Raw genomic sequence first — 16,185 nt, 5'->3', positions numbered from 1 at the left:
ATAAAACATCTGAAAACGTCTGTGGCTGTCTTGGCCGGTACTCGCCTCGCGTTGAAACGGGATGAAACAACGGTGGTGAGCGTACACTCACTCGAACTGGCGAGAAGCGTCGACCGCTTATATTGGGGTGTGGACGGATGGGCTGAGTGAGGAGGAATCCGATGTCCAGCGTGTCCCCCCACGGCTCCCCAGCAGACCGCGCCCCCGACACCAGTGCCATCAGATCCATGACCGTCCGTCCGGTCCGCTTTCTGGCGTTCTGGACGGGCGTGCTCGCACCCCTGGCCTACCCCCCACTGCTGTTGGGCCAGGTCGACGGACATTCGGTCCTCCTCGCAGGTGTCGTGCTCGCCAACGTGGTTGGCCTCCTCCTTGGCCGGCGCTACGGCGACACCGCCTGAGCCTGCCGCTCCCCAACCAACCCACCGCTCACCGACGCCGTTTCGATCCGCGTGTGTCCGCCCCCGACACACGCTCCCTGTTCTACTCCCCCAGGAGCACCGCACGCAGCTCGGCCGCGTCGCCGGCCACGTGATCGACCATCGAGAGGTCCGTCTCGTCGCCGTCCCCGCGGAACCCGACCGTGGTCATCCCGGCGCCGACGGCCGCCCGCGCGCCCGCGGTCGAGTCCTCGACCGCCCAGCTCTCGCTCGGATCGACCCCCAGCTCGGTCGCCCCCCGCTCGTAGATGTCCGGCTCGGGCTTTCCCGGCCCGTCGATCTCTTCGGCGCTGACCGAGGTGTCGAACTGCCCGAGCAGGTCGAACCGCTCGTCGATCAACTCGATCCAGTCCCGGGGTGCCGAGGTCGTCAGCGCAAGCGCGACGCCGGCCTCGCGCAGTTCGGACAGGAGATCGTGTGCGCCGGGCAGGAGCGTCGCGTGTTCGCCGTAGATCCGCTCACCGGCCTCCTCGAACAGCCCTTCGAACTCCTCGCGGGAGATCACAACGTCGTACTCCGCCGCGAGATCGGGGTACACTTCCCTGAAGTTGCGGCCGGTGATGTCCGAGACCGGGATGTCGTCGTCCGGCGCTGCCGTCGGGAGGATGTGGTCGCGCTCGATGCTGACCCAGTGGTCTTCGGACTGGACGAGCACGCCGTCCATGTCGAAACAGACCGCGGGCGGTGTGACTGTCATTGTCTCTGGTCCGCACCCCGGGGGTTTCTCTGTTGTGGCTCGGCCGAGGGTTTAGGTACCGGGACGGGACCAGGCCGGGCCATGCACGACGGAACGCGTGTGATGGCCGGCCAGTGTACGACCGTCTTCGAGGGCTCGCGCGAGCGCGAACAGCGTGGCGACGTGCTGGTGGTGGTCAAACCCGACAACACCGTCCTCGTCCACGACGCCGGGGGGTACCAGCCGGTCGCCTGGCTCACCAGGGCCGAGAGCGTCGCCGTCGAGGACGGTACGGTCACCGCCCGGGACGGCGACGAACTCCTCCGTGTGGTCGCCCACGAGGAACACGGCAGCGCCCGGTTCCCGGCCTCGGACGCCGGCGTCCCGGTCGCGGACTGTCCGGACTGTGCCGGCACGCTCGTCAGGACCCGTGGAACTGTCGCCTGCACCGCGTGTTCGCGCAGCCACGGGGTCCCCAGCGACGCCGCGGTCACCGACGGCCGCTGTAGCGACTGCGGGCTGCCGACGATCCGTGTCGAACGCGGCGACGCCTTCGAGGTGTGTCTCGACCGGAACTGCGAGTCCATCGACGACCGGGTGACCGAGGCCTTCGACCGCCGGTGGGACTGTCCGGACTGCGGGAGCGACCTTCGCATCCTCCGGCGGGGCGGCCTGCTCGCGGGCTGTGAGGACTACCCGGACTGTGACACCGGCTTCTCGGTCCCCAGTGGCCTGATCGTCGACACCTGTGACTGCGGGCTCCCGGTGTTCGAGACGGCCGGCGGAGTGCGCTGTCTCGATAGCACGTGTCGGGCGGGGGGCGGGTGAGCACAGCGGGCGAAGCCGCAGGGGCTTTGCCACGGCGGCCGTCACTCCGGGTATGGAGCTGACGCTATCGGACGGCCTCGTCCGGGCCGGCCAGCGCGCCCGCGAGCGGTTCTACGACGCCAGCGGCTACGGCCGCGTCGAGAACGGCGGCGATCTCGCGCTCGCGCCGGTCGAGGCGGCTCACCTGTTGTACCGGGGCGACATCGACAGCGTCGACGGGATGGATGTCCGGTCGCTGCTGGCCTCCGCCGCGGTGTCGGAAGTCGCCTTCTTCGTCTACAAGGACCTGCGGGACCGTGGATTCTACCTCACGCCCGCACGCGAGGGCTGGGTCGACGACCCCGAGGGGATCGACTTCGTCGTCTACCCCCGCGGGAAGGGTCCCTGGGACGACGCCGTCGAGTACCGCGTCCGGGTCGTCGGCGAGCGCGACACCGTCCCCGCGACCGACCTGGGCGACTGCGTGCTGGCTGTCGTCGACGAGGAGAGCGAGATCACGTATCTGGAGACCGACAGCCAGGATGTCGGCGGGACGAGTGCGGCCGCCGTCCCGGCCGTCGCGGGCGACCTGCTGGCCGAGCGGGTGCTGTGCTGGGAGCCCCCGTCGGCGCTGTACGAACGGGCCTTCTACGGCCAGCGCCTCGACGACGACGGCGCGGTCCAACTCTCGCTGGTCGAGGCGGCGTATCTCGCTCACGAAGGGACACTCTCCGTCGACGGCGGCGCGGACGCCGTCGTCGAACGCGGGCGCGAGGTCGAGGGCGAGCGGTTCGACCGGCGGCTGACGGTGTACTCGACTCTCCGGGACGCCGGCGTCGTCCCCAAGACCGGGTTCAAGTTCGGCGCCGACTTCCGCACCTACGCCGATGTCGACTCCGTCGACGACCTGGGCCACTCCGAACTACTCGTTCGGGTGTTGCCCGCGGACCACCGGTTCGAACCCCGCGACCTGGCGCTGGACGTTCGGCTGGCCCACGGCGTGCGCAAGCGGATGGTGTTCGCGCTGGTCGGCGACGAGGTCGAGTGGTTATCGGTCGCGCGGCTGACGCCCTGACGTGGACCCGGAAGGCATAAGACCGTGTTCGCGCATGACACCGGTATGGTGTCCACTTCCGTCGACGGCTGGCGCTGGCGTCACCGGGAAGTGGACAGTCTCGCGGTCCCCGTCCGGTGGGCGTAACCCGCCGGCGAGGCCGGCGATGCTCCCTCCGCTTTCTCGGCCGCGGTTTCGAGCGCACACTGACCCGACACACGACACATGAGGCGAGATTCACACACCGGCGACGAACCGACCGACGAACAGCCCCCGACAGCGGGACCCGACTCGAACGAGAGGCTTCGTGCCGACGGAGGCACCGACGCCGCCGGCGCCGACGACGTGCGCCTCGATCCCTGGGGCTCCTCGACCATCGCGGACTACCGCAAACTGTTCGAGCAGTTCGGGATCGAGGAGTTCGACGAGGTGTTGCCGGCGGTCCCGAACCCCCACTACCTGATGCGTCGTGGCGTCATCTTCGGCCACCGGGACTACCGCCCGGTCGCCGACGCCATGCGCGAGGGCGAGCCGTTCGCGGCCCTCTCGGGCTTCATGCCGACCGGCGACCCCCACATCGGCCACAAGATGGTGTTCGACGAGATCATCTGGCACCAACAGCAGGGCGGGGACGCCTACGGCCTCATCGCCGACCTCGAAGCTCACGCCGCCCGCGGGCTGACCTGGGAGGAGATCGACGAACACGCCCGCAGCTACGTCCTCTCCTTGCTCGCGCTGGGATTCGACCCGGAGGAAGGTGAACTGTACCGTCAGTCCGAGAACCGCCAGTTGCAGGACCTGGCGTTCGAACTCGGCGCCGAGGCCAACGCCTCCGAACTCCAGGCCATCTACGACTTCGACGGCGAGACGAACATCTCCTACATGCAGTCGGTCGTCACCCAGATGGCCGACATCCTCTACCCGCAACTGGAGGAACCGAAACCGACGGTCATCCCCGTCGGCCCGGACCAGGACCCCCACATGCGTCTGGCGCGGGACCTGGCCGCGCGGATGCGCTACTTCGGCGTCACGGAGGCGTTCGCGAGTTTCGAGGCCCGACCCGCCGAGCGCCCCCTGCTCCGGCAGGCCTACGACGCCCGCGCGGAGTACGCCGAGGACTCGGACCGACCCAGGTGCGTCGAGGCCGCCGACTGGCTCCGCGAGACCGAACCCGCGCCGGCCGAGGCCCGCGAGTCGGCCGTCGAGAAATTGGACAACGCCGGGAAGGAACCGCTGCGCCCGCGGACCCGGATCTACGACCGCAACGCGACCGACGAGGCCTTCGAGGCCCTGATCGAGGCCGTCTCCGGCGAGAAACGGGTCTACGACGAGCACATCGACGCCTTCGACCTGGACCGGACCGCCGCCGAGGAACTGGCCCGCGAGGTCGAACTCGACAACGGCGGCTACGGCTTCGTCGCGCCGTCGTCGATCTACCACCGCTTCATGACCGGCCTGACCGGCGGGAAGATGTCCTCCTCGATCCCGGCCTCCCACATCTCCCTGCTGGACGACCCGGAGGACGGCTACGACAAGGTCAAATCGGCGACGACGGGTGGCCGTTCGACCGCCGAGGAACAGCGCGAGAAGGGCGGGAAGGCCGACGAATGTCCGGTGTACGAGCTGTACGCCTATCTGCTGGCCGGCGAGGACGACGAGTTCGCCGAGGAGGTCTACGAGGAGTGTGTCGGCGGCGAACGGCTCTGTGGCGGCTGTAAGGAACAGGCTGCCGAACTGATGGAACAGTTCCTCGAAGACCACCAGGAGAAACGCGCGGAGTGGGAAGCCCGACTCGACGAACTCGACATCGAGTTCGACTCGGACCGCAAGCGCGCCTGAGAGCGGCGCTGGATGGGGTCACAACCCTTTTCTTTGCCCGTCACAATCGCTCCCATATGGCACCCGAATCCCACCGCGCCGGCGCCGTTCGCCAGCCACCTCGCCGTCCGGGGTTCGGCTTCTTCTTCGCCGCCTGACGGGTGGCGGAGTTCGGGGCTGCTTGATCGCACGCCCGGACGAAACCACCCGAGGAACGCGCGCCTCGCGTGAAGTGAGAACCGTTAACTGAGCGACCCGCGGTTATCCCCACAAGACCGAGACACCCGTATGAAACGACCACAGGCACAGGTGGCCGTCCTGCAGGCCGCCGACGCACAGGAGGACCGACGAATCGACGACGTGGCCGAGGCGGCCGACCTGCAACCGCAGGCGGCCACACGCGCCGCGTTCGAACTGGAGGCCGACGGCCTGGTCGCCGTGAGCGAGGAGACCGTCGCCCACTACGAACTGACCGAGGAGGGCGACCGCTACGTCCGCGAGAGCCTGCCCGAACAGGACCTCTACGCGGCCGCGATCGACGCCGGCGCCGACGAGGGGCCCGTCCAGATGGGACAGGTCATCGGCGCCTCGGGGCTGGAGGGCGGCGCCGTCGACATCGCACTGTCGAACTACGCCCGCAAGGGGTACGGCCAGATCGATAGCGGCGAGATCACCGCCGACGCCGATGTCTCGCCGGGCAAGGACCCCGAGATGTACGCGCTGGAGGCCGTCGCCGACGGTCGCGTCGCCGACGCCGACGACGACGCGCTGGATCAACTGGAACGGCGCGGTCTCGTGACGGTCACCGAGGAGACGATCCGCTCGGTTCGGTTGACCGACGACGGCGTCACCGCCCTGATGGAGGGCGTCGAGGTCGCCGAGACGGTCGACCAGCTCACCCCCGAACTGCTCACGAGCGGCGAGTGGGAGGAGGTGGAGTTCACCGAGTACAACGTCGCGGCCGACGCCGACGACGTTCCCCACGGCAAGGAACACATCCTCCGCCAGACCGCAAACCGCGTGAAAGACACGCTGGTCGGCATGGGCTTTCAGGAGATGGAAGGCCCGCACGTCGACGCGCAGTTCTGGATCAACGACTGCCTGTTCATGCCCCAGGACCACCCCGCCCGGACCCACTGGGACCAGTTCGCGCTGGAACGGCCCGACGAGATCCACGAACTGCCCGAAGACCTGGTCGAGCGGGTCCGTTCGGCCCACAAGGAAGGTGTCGGCCCCGACGGCGAGGGGTACCACTCTCCCTGGGAGGAAGACGTTGCCCGCGGACTGGATCTGCGGGGCCACACCACCTCGCTGTCGATGCGCTATCTCTCGGGCCACGAGGTCGGGGAACTGGAGCCGCCCGAGCGGTACTTCAGCGTCGAGAAGGTGTACCGGAACGACACGCTCGACCCGACCCACCTGCTCGAGTTCTTCCAGATCGAGGGGTGGGTCATGGCCGAGGACCTCTCCGTGCGGGACCTGATGGGGACGTTCACGGAGTTCTACGAGCAGTTCGGCATCACCGACCTGGAGTTCAAACCCCACTACAACCCCTACACCGAACCGAGCTTCGAACTGTTCGGGACCCACCCCGAGACCGGCGAGATCGTCGAGGTCGGCAACTCCGGGATCTTCCGGGACGAGGTGCTCGAACCGCTGGGCGTCGACTGCGACGTGATGGCGTGGGGACTCTCGCTGGAACGACTACTGATGCTCATCTACGGCTTCGAAGACATCCGGGACGTTCACGGGACGCTGTGTGATCTCGAACTGCTCCGCGAGACGGAGGTGATGCACTGATGCCCGTCGTCGATGTCGACCCCGACGAACTGCGACACCTGACCGGCCACGAGGAGAAAGACGACGACGAACTGCGCTCGGACCTGTTCGACCTGGGCCTGGAGTTCGAGGGCCTGACCGAGGACGAGGAGTTCCAACTGGAGTTCGCCCCCGACCGTCTCGACCGCCTCTCGGTCGAGGGCGTCGCCCGCTCGTTGCGGTACCACTACGGCGACGACCGCGGCGTCTACGTCCCCTCGACCAACAGCGCCGAGTGGACGATCGAGGTCGAGGACCAGCCCGCAGGACGGCCCTACGTCACCGGCGCCGTCGTCCGCGGCCTGGACATGGGCGAGGACGCCCTGGAGTCGCTGATCCAGGTCCAGGAGAAGCTCCACGCGACGATGGGGCGCAAGCGCGCGAAAGGCGCCATCGGCGTCCACGACCTGACGATGCTCAAAGGCGCGGCCGCCACCGAGGGCACGGGCAAGTCTATCACCTACACGAGCGTCGACCCCGACGAGGCGACGTTCGTCCCGCTCGATGCCGACCAGGAGATGACGCCCAACGAGGTCATCGCGGACCACGAGACGGGCCAGACATACGGCGATCTGGTGGCCGACTTCGACCGCGTGCCCGCGATCTACGACTCCATCGGGCTGTTCTCGTTCCCGCCGGTCATCAACGGCCGCCGGACCGAGGTCAGCGAGAACTCCCGGGACCTGTTCATCGAGATGACTGGGACCGACCAGTGGACGATCGACCACATGCTGAACATCGTCTGTTACGCGCTGGAGGCCCGCGGCGGGACCGTCGAGCGCGTCGCCGTCGAGTACGGCGCGGACGCTCCCGGCGAGTACGCCGGCCACACGCTGGAGCGACCGGACTTCGATACCCGGACGAAGACGGTCACGCACGCCCGCATCGAGAGCATCCTCGGTGTCTCCTTAGAAGAGCGCGAGGTGATCGACTACGCCGAGCGGGCTGGCCTGGACGCCCAAGAGACCCGCGACGACGGCGAACTGGCTTACGAGGTCGAGATTCCACCCTACCGCGTCGACGTGCTTCACCCGCTGGACCTGATCGACGACATCGGGCGGGCGCTTGGCTTCAACAGCCTCGAACCCACGTATCCCGACGTGTCGACGGTCGGCGGCCGCCACGACCGCTCCCGGCTGGAAGACGCTGCCCGGGACGCGCTCGTCGGCCTGGGCTTCGAGGACCTGCTGAACTTCCACATGACCAACGAGGAAGAGAACTTCGAGCGGATGGGGCTGGCCCCGGAGGGGGCAGCCGAAAATGCGAGCGGTGATAACCGCGAGCAGCACGTCGCCCCGGACGACGACTGTCTCGGCGCTGCCGACCCGGTCACGATCCAGGAGCCCTACAGCGAGGACTACACCATCCTCCGGACGTGGGCGCTGCCGTCGCTCATGATGGTCCTAGAGAACAATACCCACCGGCGCTACCCCCAGGACCTCGCGGAGATCGGGCTGGCCGCCCACGTCGACGACGACGTGAACACGGGCGCCGCCGAACGCCACACGGTCGCTGGCGTCCTCGCGCGCACGGACGCCTCCTACGAGGACGCGAAGGCCCGTCTGCAGGCGCTGGCCGACTCGTTCGACGCCGAGCTTTCGACGCCGCCGACCAGCCACCCGTCGTTCATCGCCGGTCGGGCCGCCGAGGTCGTTCTCGACGGTGAGGCCGCCGGCGTGATCGGCGAACTCCACCCGAAAGTGCTCGTCGAACACGACCTGGAACTGCCGGTGGCAGCCTTCGAGTTCCGACTGGACGCACTGGAGTAAGCCCGCGAGCGGCCCGACCAGCGCCCTCTCATTCCTCGCCGGGATAGACGTACGCTACGTCGCCTGGGTGGTCGGTCTCGTCGACCTCGACGACGACGGTCGAGGACAGTTTGTTGAACAGCCGGAGCCCCTCCTTCTCGAAGGCGAGCCAGCCGACGAGACAGTCGATCGGTAACAGGAACGCCTTCCCGAAACTCTCGACCGCGGCCGTCCCGTAGTCGATCTCGTCACCGCGTTCGTCCGTGACGGCGATGTCCATGACGAGTTTGCCGGCCGACTGGCCCCCCGATCCCTCGAGCGCCGTCCAGTAGAGGAACAGCGCGATGCCGTTCAGTCCCGCGACGGGCGACGCGGCGAGGCTCCCGGTCAACAGCGAGACGACACTGGCGAGTTCACCTATGACGGCGATAGCGGCGCCCACGACGATGACATCGACGAGCCAGGCGAGAAATCTGTCCGTCCACGACGCGATGTAGAGGGTGCGAGTTTCTGTGTCCATGCCACAGGGGACACCCGCCTCGTGTTTTACTGTTCGGCGTTACAGGTCTGCCCCGACCGCGTCCTCGACGCTGTCGAATCCGTCCTCGTCGAGCAGTTCCAGCAGTCCCTCGTTGATCTCGCGCGCGACGGACGGGCCACGGTAGACGAGGCCGGTGTACAACTGCACGAGCGAGGCGCCGGCGCGGATCTTCCGGTAGGCTCCTTCGGCCGTCGAGACACCGCCGACGCCGATCACGGGGACATCGACGCGCTCGGCGACGAACCGGACCATCCGGGTCGACTCGCCCTCGATGGGCTTGCCAGAGAGCCCGCCCTGCTCGCTCGCGTTGGGCGATCGGAGGCTCGCCGGCCGGTCGGTCGTGGTGTTGGTCGCGACGACACCGTCAAGCCCCAGTTCGGTGACCAGATCGAGTGCGTCCTCGACGGCCGGCTCCGGGAGGTCCGGCGAGAGCTTCACGAGCAGGGGACCGGCGCCGGCGTCCTGGAGTTCGCCGAGGATCGCCGCCATCGCGTCGCGGTTCTGGAGCTCCTCGAAGCCCTCGGAGTTGGGACAGGAGACGTTGACGACGAAGAAGTCGCCGCCGTCGGCGACCCGCTCGTACGTGTAGCGGTAGTCGGCCGGGGCCTCCGTTGTTCCGACGTGTTCGCTCTTGGCGATGTTGACGCCGACCGGAAACGGCGCGTCGGTCCGGGCCAGCCGCTCGCCGATCACGTCGGCACCGTCGTTGTTCAGCCCCATCCGGTTGATGATCCCCTCGTCTTCCCGGAGGCGGAACATCCTGGGGCGGGCGTTCCCGGTCTGTGGCTCGGCCGTGACCCCGCCGACCTCGGCGAAGCCAAAGCCAAGCGCGGCAAGCACAGCAGGCACCGTGGCGTTCTTGTCGAACCCCGCAGCGACACCGACCGGGTTGTCGAAGGTCTCACCGAACGCCTTGACCCGGAGCCGCGGGTCGGTCACGGTGTAGTAGCGTGCCAGCAGCTTCGTGAGCGGCGTGCCGTCGACAGCCTCCAGCAGTCGGTGGACGCCCGTGTTGGCCGTCTCTGCCGGGAGCGAGAACAACGCCGGTTTGGCGATATCGTACAGTCTCATTGGGGGTGTGTTACTACCGTCTCGGAACGATCGATCCGCGACGGTGTGTCAGAAATCGTGTTCAACGTCTTCGGGGTCTGCCTTCTGAATGATGATCTTGTTGTCGCGCACGCGTACGAACACTTCGTCGCCGATCTCCATTCCGGCGACTGCGAGTTCGTCCTCGTGGATGTTGATGTGAACGTTGTGGTATTCGCCGTCTTCGTCTTTGGCGCCACTCGGACTGAGCTTCTTCTTTCGCACCATCGCGCTATCCTATTCCGTGCATCACCGCAGGATGCACTTAAGTCTACCGTGCGGCCGCCGCCACGTCGCCGATCGGCCGCCGTAGCGCGACGATTTCGCCGGACTGGACGGTCCCGCCACGGACCAGTATATAAAACCACCGCGGTAGGGAGGCGGAATACGGGGGTATATTTATGTTCTGCCATGTGCTGAATTGACATGGAGTGGCGAAATCATGGCACGTGACAGTGACAAGCGCAACTTCGCGCTGCGCGAGGACGGTGACGAATCGAGCGTCTTCTCAGGCGGAACACCCCGACAGGCTGCACTGAAGGCTGCCCGTCGGCTCGACCCGGCCGACAGCGAGGCGTCGGCCGACCGCCAGGAGATTCGACTACGGGAGAAAGGAACGCACAAGGTCCACATCTACGAGGCCTGGGCGTGGCGGGAGGAGGCTCCGGACGACAAGCCCGATTGGATGCCCGGTAACATCACGAAGGGTAACGTCTCCAAGCAGGGCGTCGATCACCTCGACGATATCTGACGCCAGGACGACCGGCTTTTTCCGGCCTGTCCCGTCGCTTACCGTCCTCGTAGGTTTCCCCCTCGCAATCCGTCTCTCCGTGCGCGTGTCTCGATACAGCGGCCCATGGAATCGCATGACGTAGCGGGTGTAGTTCGACGGGGTTAAGTGTGACACCGTCCTCGGAAGAAATACGAAGGCGGCGCGGGGCACTGCCCCGACGCCCCCAGCCTCCATCCGATGCCCTTAAGTGTAACAGGGTGTTCGGAATGGATGCACACGACGCTCGGTCGGACGCGACAGGTTCCGACCGACCCGGGCCGAGGCGATGCGGTTCGCCGAACAAACTCGAAGCCTTTATGAAGGCTTCGAGCGAACATACAGGTCCGGAGTAAATGAGGATTCCACCCCTGCGGTCCGCCGTCAAGATGGGATCTGATGTTAGCCCTGATAGTTCGGTGACACTCGGTCGTCGAGTGTCCTCGAACACCCTTCGATAGCGACCACACCCTTTATGGGTGTGATCCCGCCTAACCCCCCGGCCTCGTGCCGGGATACATTCCGGTTGATCCTGCCGGAGGCCATTGCTATCGGAGTCCGACTTAGCCATGCTAGTTGCGCGGGTTTAGCCCCGCAGCATATAGCTCAGTAACACGTGGCCAAACTACCCTATGGACAGGAATAACCTCGGGAAACTGAGGCTAATACCTGATACAGCTCTCATGCTGGAGTTGCAGAGAGCTGGAAACGCTCCGGCGCCATAGGATGTGGCTGCGGCCGATTAGGTAGATGGTGGGGTAACGGCCCACCATGCCTATAATCGGTACGGGTCATGAGAGTGAGAGCCCGGAGACGGTATCTGAGACAAGATACCGGGCCCTACGGGGCGCAGCAGGCGCGAAACCTTTACACTGCACGACAGTGCGATAAGGGGACTCCGAGTGCGAGGGCATATAGCCCTCGCTTTTCTGTACCGTAGGGTGGTACAGGAACAAGGACTGGGCAAGACCGGTGCCAGCCGCCGCGGTAATACCGGCAGTCCGAGTGATGGCCGATATTATTGGGCCTAAAGCGTCCGTAGCCGGCCGGACAAGTCCGTTGGGAAATCGACGCGCTCAACGCGTCGGCGTCCAGCGGAAACTGTCCGGCTTGGGGCCAGAAGATCTGAGGGGTACGTCCGGGGTAGGAGTGAAATCCCGTAATCCTGGACGGACCACCGGTGGCGAAAGCGCCTCAGAAAGATGGACCCGACGGTGAGGGACGAAAGCTAGGGTCTCGAACCGGATTAGATACCCGGGTAGTCCTAGCCGTAAACAATGCTCACTAGGTGTGACGCAGGCTACGAGCCTGCGTTGTGCCCTAGGGAAGCCGAGAAGTGAGCCGCCTGGGAAGTACGTCCGCAAGGATGAAACTTAAAGGAATTGGCGGGGGAGCACTACAACCGGAGGAGCCTGCGGTTTAATTGGACTCAACGCCGGACATCTCACCGGCCCCGACAGTAGTAATGACGGTCAGGTTGACGACTTTACCCGACGCTACTGAGAGGAGGTGCATGGCCGCCGTCAGCTCGTACCGTGAGGCGTCCTGTTAAGTCAGGCAACGAGCGAGACCCGCACTTCTAGTTGCCAGCAACACCCTTGTGGTGGTTGGGTACACTAGGAGGACTGCCGCTGCTAAAGCGGAGGAAGGAACGGGCAACGGTAGGTCAGTATGCCCCGAATGGGCCGGGCAACACGCGGGCTACAATGGCCGGGACAATGTGATGCCACGCCGAGAGGCGGAGCTAATCACCTAAACCTGGTCGTAGTTCGGATTGCGGGCTGAAACTCGCCCGCATGAAGCTGGATTCGGTAGTAATCGCGTGTCATAAGCGCGCGGTGAATACGTCCCTGCTCCTTGCACACACCGCCCGTCAAAGCACCCGAGTGAGGTCCGGATGAGGCCACCATGCGGTGGTCGAATCTGGGCTTCGCAAGGGGGCTTAAGTCGTAACAAGGTAGCCGTAGGGGAATCTGCGGCTGGATCACCTCCTACTGACCGGGACTGGGGCTTTGCCCCAGCCCACCTTTCACGGGTTGTTCGAGGTCGTCGGCGACCGAGCACCTAAGAACTATCAGGGCTAACGACTGCAGCACCTGTCGGGCCCATAGCTCAGCGGCAGAGCACCGCCTTTGCAAGGCGGACGCCCTGGGTTCAAATCCCAGTGGGTCCATACGACGTGCCGGGTTCGAACCGTGCCCCTTAAGTGTGGGACGGCGCTCGAATCTGGTACGACGACTGATGCACCAATCCGGGTCAAACCGCGATTGGGAAGGGTCGATTCGCCTACCATCTCCACCTTGGGGGCGAGTATGAAACCGTGTGTACGTGCGATCCAGGCGTCCACTGGACTCGTTCAGTTCTAACTAACGAGTCACAACGACGTTGGCTACTATGCCAGCTGATGGATAGCTCGGCTCGAGAGCTGAAGAAGGACGTGCCAAGCTGCGATAAGCCTGAGGGAGCCGCACGGAGGCGAAGAACTCAGGATCTCCGAATGAGAATCTCCTCGCAATTGCCACGCGCAATGAGGAACCCCGAGAACTGAAACATCTCAGTATCGGGAGGAACAAAAAACGCAACGTGATGTCGTCAGTAACCGCGAGTGAACGCGATACAGCCCAAACCGAAGCCCTCACGGGCAATGTGGTGTGTGGGCCAACTCTCAGCATCCGACCATCTCACAGAAGTCCCTTGGAACAGGGCGTGATACAGGGTGACAACCCCGTACGTGAGATCAGTACGATGTGCGTTGGTTCCAGAGTAGCGGGGGTTGGAAATCCCTCGCGAATCTCGCAGGCATCGACTGCGAAGGCTAAACACTCCTCGAGACCGATAGCGGACAAGTAGTGTGAACGAACGCTGCAAAGTATCCTCCGAAGGGAGGTGAAATAGAGCTTGAACCCAGTTGGCGATCGAGCGATGGGGCATACAAGGTCCTGTCCAGAATGACCGCGGGGCGACCCGCCAGTAAGACGGACAGGAAGCCGATGTTCCATCGTACGTTTTGAAAAACGAGCCAGGGAGTGTGTCTGTATGGCGAGTCTAACCGGAGTATCCGGGGAGGCACAGGGAAACCGACATGGCCGCAGCTTACGCGAGGGCCGCCGTCTTCAAGGGCGGGGAGCCACACGGACACGACCCGAATCCGGACGATCTACGCATGGACAAGGTGAAGCGTGCCGAAAGGCACGTGGAAGCCTGTTAGAGTTGGTGTCCTACAATACCCTCTCGTGATCTATGTGTAGGGGTGAAAGGCCCATCGAGTCCGGCAACAGCTGGTTCCAATCGAAACATGTCGAAGCATGACCTTCACCGAGGTAGTCGGTGGGGTAGAGCGACCGATTGGCGTGCTCCACTCCGAGAGGAGTGGACGCGCCTGTCAAACTCCAAACCCACCGACGCCGTCGACGTGAGGATTCCGGTGCGCGGGGTAAGCCTGTGTACCAGGAGGGGAACAACCCAGAGATAGGTTAAGGTCCCCAAGTGTGGATTAAGTGTAATCCTCTGAAGGTGGTCTCGAGCCCTAGACAGCCGGGAGGTGAGCTTAGAAGCAGCTACCCTCTAAGAAAAGCGTAACAGCTTACCGGCCGAGGTTTGAGGCGCCCAAAATGATCGGGACTCAAATCCACCACCGAGACCTGTCCGTGCCTCTTACGAGGCAATCGAGTAGATTGGCGCTCTCATTGGATGGAAGCAGGGGTGAGAACTCCTGTGGACCGATGAGTGACGAAAATCCTGGCCATAGTAGCAGCGATAGTCGGGTGTGAACCCCGACGGCCTAATGGATAAGGGTTCCTCAGCACTGCTGATCAGCTGAGGGTTAGCCGGTCCTAAGTCATCCCGTAACTCGACGATGACAAAATGGGAAACGGGTTAATATTCCCGTGCCACCACACAGTGAAACCGACGCCCTGGGGTCGACCACGCCGGGCTTTCGCCCGGTCGAACCGTCCAACTCCGTGGAAGCCGTAACGGCACGAAGCGGACGAACGGCGGGATAGGGCAACGTGGTTCAACCTGGGGCCCGTGAAAAGGGAGTGTGGTGTCCGTACCGAGAACCGACACAGGTGTCCATGGCGGCGAAAGCCAAGGCCTGTCGGGATCAACCGACGTTAGGGAATTCGGCAAGTTAGTCCCGTAAGTTCGCGATAAGGGATACCTGCTCGGGAAACGAGCAGGTCGCAGTGACTCGGAAGCTCGGACTGTCTAGTAACAACATAGGTGACCGCAAATGCGCAAGCACTCGTACGGTCACTGAATCCTGCCCAGTGCGGGTATCTGAACACCTCGTACAAGAGGACGAAGGACCCGTCAACGGCGGGGGTAACTATGACCCTCTTAAGGTAGCGTAGTACCTTGCCGCATCAGTAGCGGCTTGCATGAATGGATTAACCAGAGCTTCACTGTCCCAACGTTGGGCCCGGTGAACTGTACATTCCAGTGCGGAGTCTGGAGACACCCAGGGGGAAGCGAAGACCCTATGGAGCTTTACTGCAGGCTGTCGCTGGGACGTGGTCGCCGATGTGCAGCATAGGTAGGAGACACTACACAGGTACTTGCGCTTAGCAAGCCACCGAGTCAACAGTGAAATACTACCCGTCGGTGACTGCGACCCTCACTCCGGGAGGAGGACACCGGTAGCCGGGCAGTTTGACTGGGGCGGTACGCGCTCGAAAAGATATCGAGCGCGCCCTAAGATCATCTCAGCCGGGACAGAGACCCGGCGAAGAGTGCAAGAGCAAAAGATGATTTGACAGTGTTCTTCCCAACGAGGAACGCTGACGCGAAAGCGTGGTCTAGCGAACCAATTAGCCTGCTTGATGCGGGCAATTGATGACAGAAAAGCTACCCTAGGGATAACAGAGTCGTCACTCGCAAGAGCACATATCGACCGAGTGGCTTGCTACCTCGATGTCGGTTCCCTCCATCCTGCCCGTGCAGAAGCGGGCAAGGGTGAGGTTGTTCGCCTATTAAAGGAGGTCGTGAGCTGGGTTTAGACCGTCGTGAGACAGGTCGGCTGCTATCTACTGGGTGTGTTATGGTGTCTGACAGGAACGATCGTATAGTACGAGAGGAACTACGATTGGTGGCCACTGGTGTACCGGTTGTTCGAGAGAGCACTGCCGGGCAGCCACGCCACACGGGGTAAGAGCTGAACGCATCTAAGCTCGAAACCCACCTGGAAAAGAGACACCGCCGAGAGTCCTCGTAGAAGACGAGGTAAATAGACTCGGGGTGTGCGCGTCGAGGTAACGAGACGTTGAGCCCGCGAGCACTAACCACTCGAAGCCATAATCATACGCACTGTGACTCAGAAGTCACCAACAATCGTTGGTAGACTGAACGAGTCCAGGCGCAAACTGGATCGCACGTACGAAAATCAGACCGACCGAGACAGGTAATTTCACGGTTCGACTCCGTG

At 64.2% G+C, this 16,185-nt stretch carries 11 protein-coding genes, 1 tRNA gene and 2 rRNA genes; 10 read left to right on the top strand and 4 right to left on the bottom strand.

Translation table 11 applies throughout. The annotated features are described in order from the left end of the window. Window positions 1-161: 161 nt before the first annotated feature. Window positions 162-401: a DUF8028 family protein gene (locus tag P1L40_RS07890; protein ID WP_284010778.1), complete on the top strand. Its 240-nt coding sequence runs from the start codon at window positions 162-164 to the stop codon at window positions 399-401. An 82-nt stretch (window positions 402-483) separates the two neighbouring features. Here P1L40_RS07890 and P1L40_RS07885 read toward each other — a convergent pair whose 3' ends face one another. Continuing rightward, the gene (locus P1L40_RS07885; RefSeq protein ID WP_284010777.1) at window positions 484-1,137 is read right to left on the bottom strand and encodes an HAD family hydrolase; all 654 of its coding nucleotides are present in this window, start codon (window positions 1,135-1,137) and stop codon (window positions 484-486) included. Between the two features lie 81 nt (window positions 1,138-1,218). Here P1L40_RS07885 and P1L40_RS07880 point away from each other — a divergent pair, with 81 nt between their 5' ends. The 5 genes from P1L40_RS07880 to pheT all read left to right on the top strand — a co-directional run bounded on the left by P1L40_RS07880 (window position 1,219) and on the right by pheT (window position 8,382). Then, entirely contained in the window at window positions 1,219-1,944 is a 726-nt protein-coding gene (locus tag P1L40_RS07880; RefSeq protein ID WP_284010776.1) for a PDDEXK family nuclease, read from the top strand. A gap of 52 nt (window positions 1,945-1,996) precedes the next feature. After that, window positions 1,997-2,998, top strand: a complete 1,002-nt coding sequence (gene endA / locus P1L40_RS07875) for a tRNA-intron lyase (protein ID WP_284010775.1) — start codon at window positions 1,997-1,999, stop codon at window positions 2,996-2,998. Between the two features lie 204 nt (window positions 2,999-3,202). Beyond that, on the top strand, window positions 3,203-4,816 hold the full coding sequence (locus P1L40_RS07870) for a tryptophan--tRNA ligase (RefSeq protein ID WP_284010774.1): 1,614 nt from the start codon (window positions 3,203-3,205) through the stop codon (window positions 4,814-4,816). A 267-nt stretch (window positions 4,817-5,083) separates the two neighbouring features. After that, the gene (pheS, locus tag P1L40_RS07865) at window positions 5,084-6,595 is read left to right on the top strand and encodes a phenylalanine--tRNA ligase subunit alpha (protein ID WP_284010773.1); all 1,512 of its coding nucleotides are present in this window, start codon (window positions 5,084-5,086) and stop codon (window positions 6,593-6,595) included. Beyond that, a complete protein-coding gene (gene pheT, locus P1L40_RS07860; protein WP_284010772.1) occupies window positions 6,595-8,382 on the top strand; it encodes a phenylalanine--tRNA ligase subunit beta in 1,788 nt (595 codons plus the stop codon). Before pheS ends, pheT begins: the two co-directional genes overlap by 1 nt. A gap of 28 nt (window positions 8,383-8,410) precedes the next feature. On the opposite strand, the gene P1L40_RS07855 is transcribed toward pheT, so the two are convergent. From P1L40_RS07855 to P1L40_RS07845, 3 genes are read right to left on the bottom strand one after another with little or no spacing between them, the layout of a single operon-like run. Beyond that, window positions 8,411-8,881, bottom strand: coding sequence for an RDD family protein (locus P1L40_RS07855; protein ID WP_284010771.1), 471 nt, complete (start codon window positions 8,879-8,881; stop codon window positions 8,411-8,413). A 39-nt stretch (window positions 8,882-8,920) separates the two neighbouring features. Then, entirely contained in the window at window positions 8,921-9,973 is a 1,053-nt protein-coding gene (locus P1L40_RS07850; protein WP_284010770.1) for a quinone-dependent dihydroorotate dehydrogenase, read from the bottom strand. A 48-nt stretch (window positions 9,974-10,021) separates the two neighbouring features. Then, window positions 10,022-10,219 carry a hypothetical protein gene (locus P1L40_RS07845; RefSeq protein ID WP_276179174.1) on the bottom strand — a complete coding sequence of 66 codons (198 nt, stop codon included), beginning with the start codon at window positions 10,217-10,219 and terminating at the stop codon, window positions 10,022-10,024. 214 nt (window positions 10,220-10,433) lie between these two features. Here P1L40_RS07845 and P1L40_RS07840 point away from each other — a divergent pair, with 214 nt between their 5' ends. The 4 genes from P1L40_RS07840 (at window position 10,434) to P1L40_RS07825 (ending at window position 16,061) form a co-directional block, all read left to right on the top strand. Next, window positions 10,434-10,742, top strand: a complete 309-nt coding sequence (locus P1L40_RS07840) for a non-histone chromosomal MC1 family protein (protein WP_284010769.1) — start codon at window positions 10,434-10,436, stop codon at window positions 10,740-10,742. 537 nt (window positions 10,743-11,279) lie between these two features. Then, window positions 11,280-12,753: ribosomal RNA gene (locus P1L40_RS07835) — 16S ribosomal RNA — on the top strand. Between the two features lie 108 nt (window positions 12,754-12,861). Then, window positions 12,862-12,933 (top strand) — tRNA-Ala (locus tag P1L40_RS07830). 207 nt (window positions 12,934-13,140) lie between these two features. Continuing rightward, a 23S ribosomal RNA gene (locus P1L40_RS07825) occupies window positions 13,141-16,061 on the top strand. Together the 16S and 23S rRNA genes with 1 tRNA gene alongside form the textbook arrangement of a ribosomal RNA operon. The last annotated feature ends 124 nt before the right edge of the window (window positions 16,062-16,185 follow it).

This window comes from Haloarcula pelagica (assembly GCF_030127105.1).
GTDB classification, from domain to species: Archaea; Halobacteriota; Halobacteria; order Halobacteriales; family Haloarculaceae; genus Haloarcula; species Haloarcula pelagica.
The sequence above is the reverse complement of the archived record's forward strand: the minus strand, read 5'-3'. Positions and strand labels throughout refer to the sequence as shown.

Bases quoted from the DNA above. Each gene is read 5' to 3' on its own strand.
- P1L40_RS07890 (WP_284010778.1), top strand. From the start codon at position 162: ATGTCCAGCGTGTCCCCCCACGGCTCCCCAGCAGACCGCGCCCCCGAC.
- P1L40_RS07885 (WP_284010777.1), bottom strand. From the start codon at position 1,137: ATGACAGTCACACCGCCCGCGGTCTGTTTCGACATGGACGGCGTGCTC.
- P1L40_RS07880 (WP_284010776.1), top strand. From the start codon at position 1,219: ATGCACGACGGAACGCGTGTGATGGCCGGCCAGTGTACGACCGTCTTC.
- endA (WP_284010775.1), top strand. From the start codon at position 1,997: ATGGAGCTGACGCTATCGGACGGCCTCGTCCGGGCCGGCCAGCGCGCC.
- P1L40_RS07870 (WP_284010774.1), top strand. From the start codon at position 3,203: ATGAGGCGAGATTCACACACCGGCGACGAACCGACCGACGAACAGCCC.
- pheS (WP_284010773.1), top strand. From the start codon at position 5,084: ATGAAACGACCACAGGCACAGGTGGCCGTCCTGCAGGCCGCCGACGCA.
- pheT (WP_284010772.1), top strand. From the start codon at position 6,595: ATGCCCGTCGTCGATGTCGACCCCGACGAACTGCGACACCTGACCGGC.
- P1L40_RS07855 (WP_284010771.1), bottom strand. From the start codon at position 8,881: ATGGACACAGAAACTCGCACCCTCTACATCGCGTCGTGGACGGACAGA.
- P1L40_RS07850 (WP_284010770.1), bottom strand. From the start codon at position 9,973: ATGAGACTGTACGATATCGCCAAACCGGCGTTGTTCTCGCTCCCGGCA.
- P1L40_RS07845 (WP_276179174.1), bottom strand. From the start codon at position 10,219: ATGGTGCGAAAGAAGAAGCTCAGTCCGAGTGGCGCCAAAGACGAAGAC.
- P1L40_RS07840 (WP_284010769.1), top strand. From the start codon at position 10,434: ATGGCACGTGACAGTGACAAGCGCAACTTCGCGCTGCGCGAGGACGGT.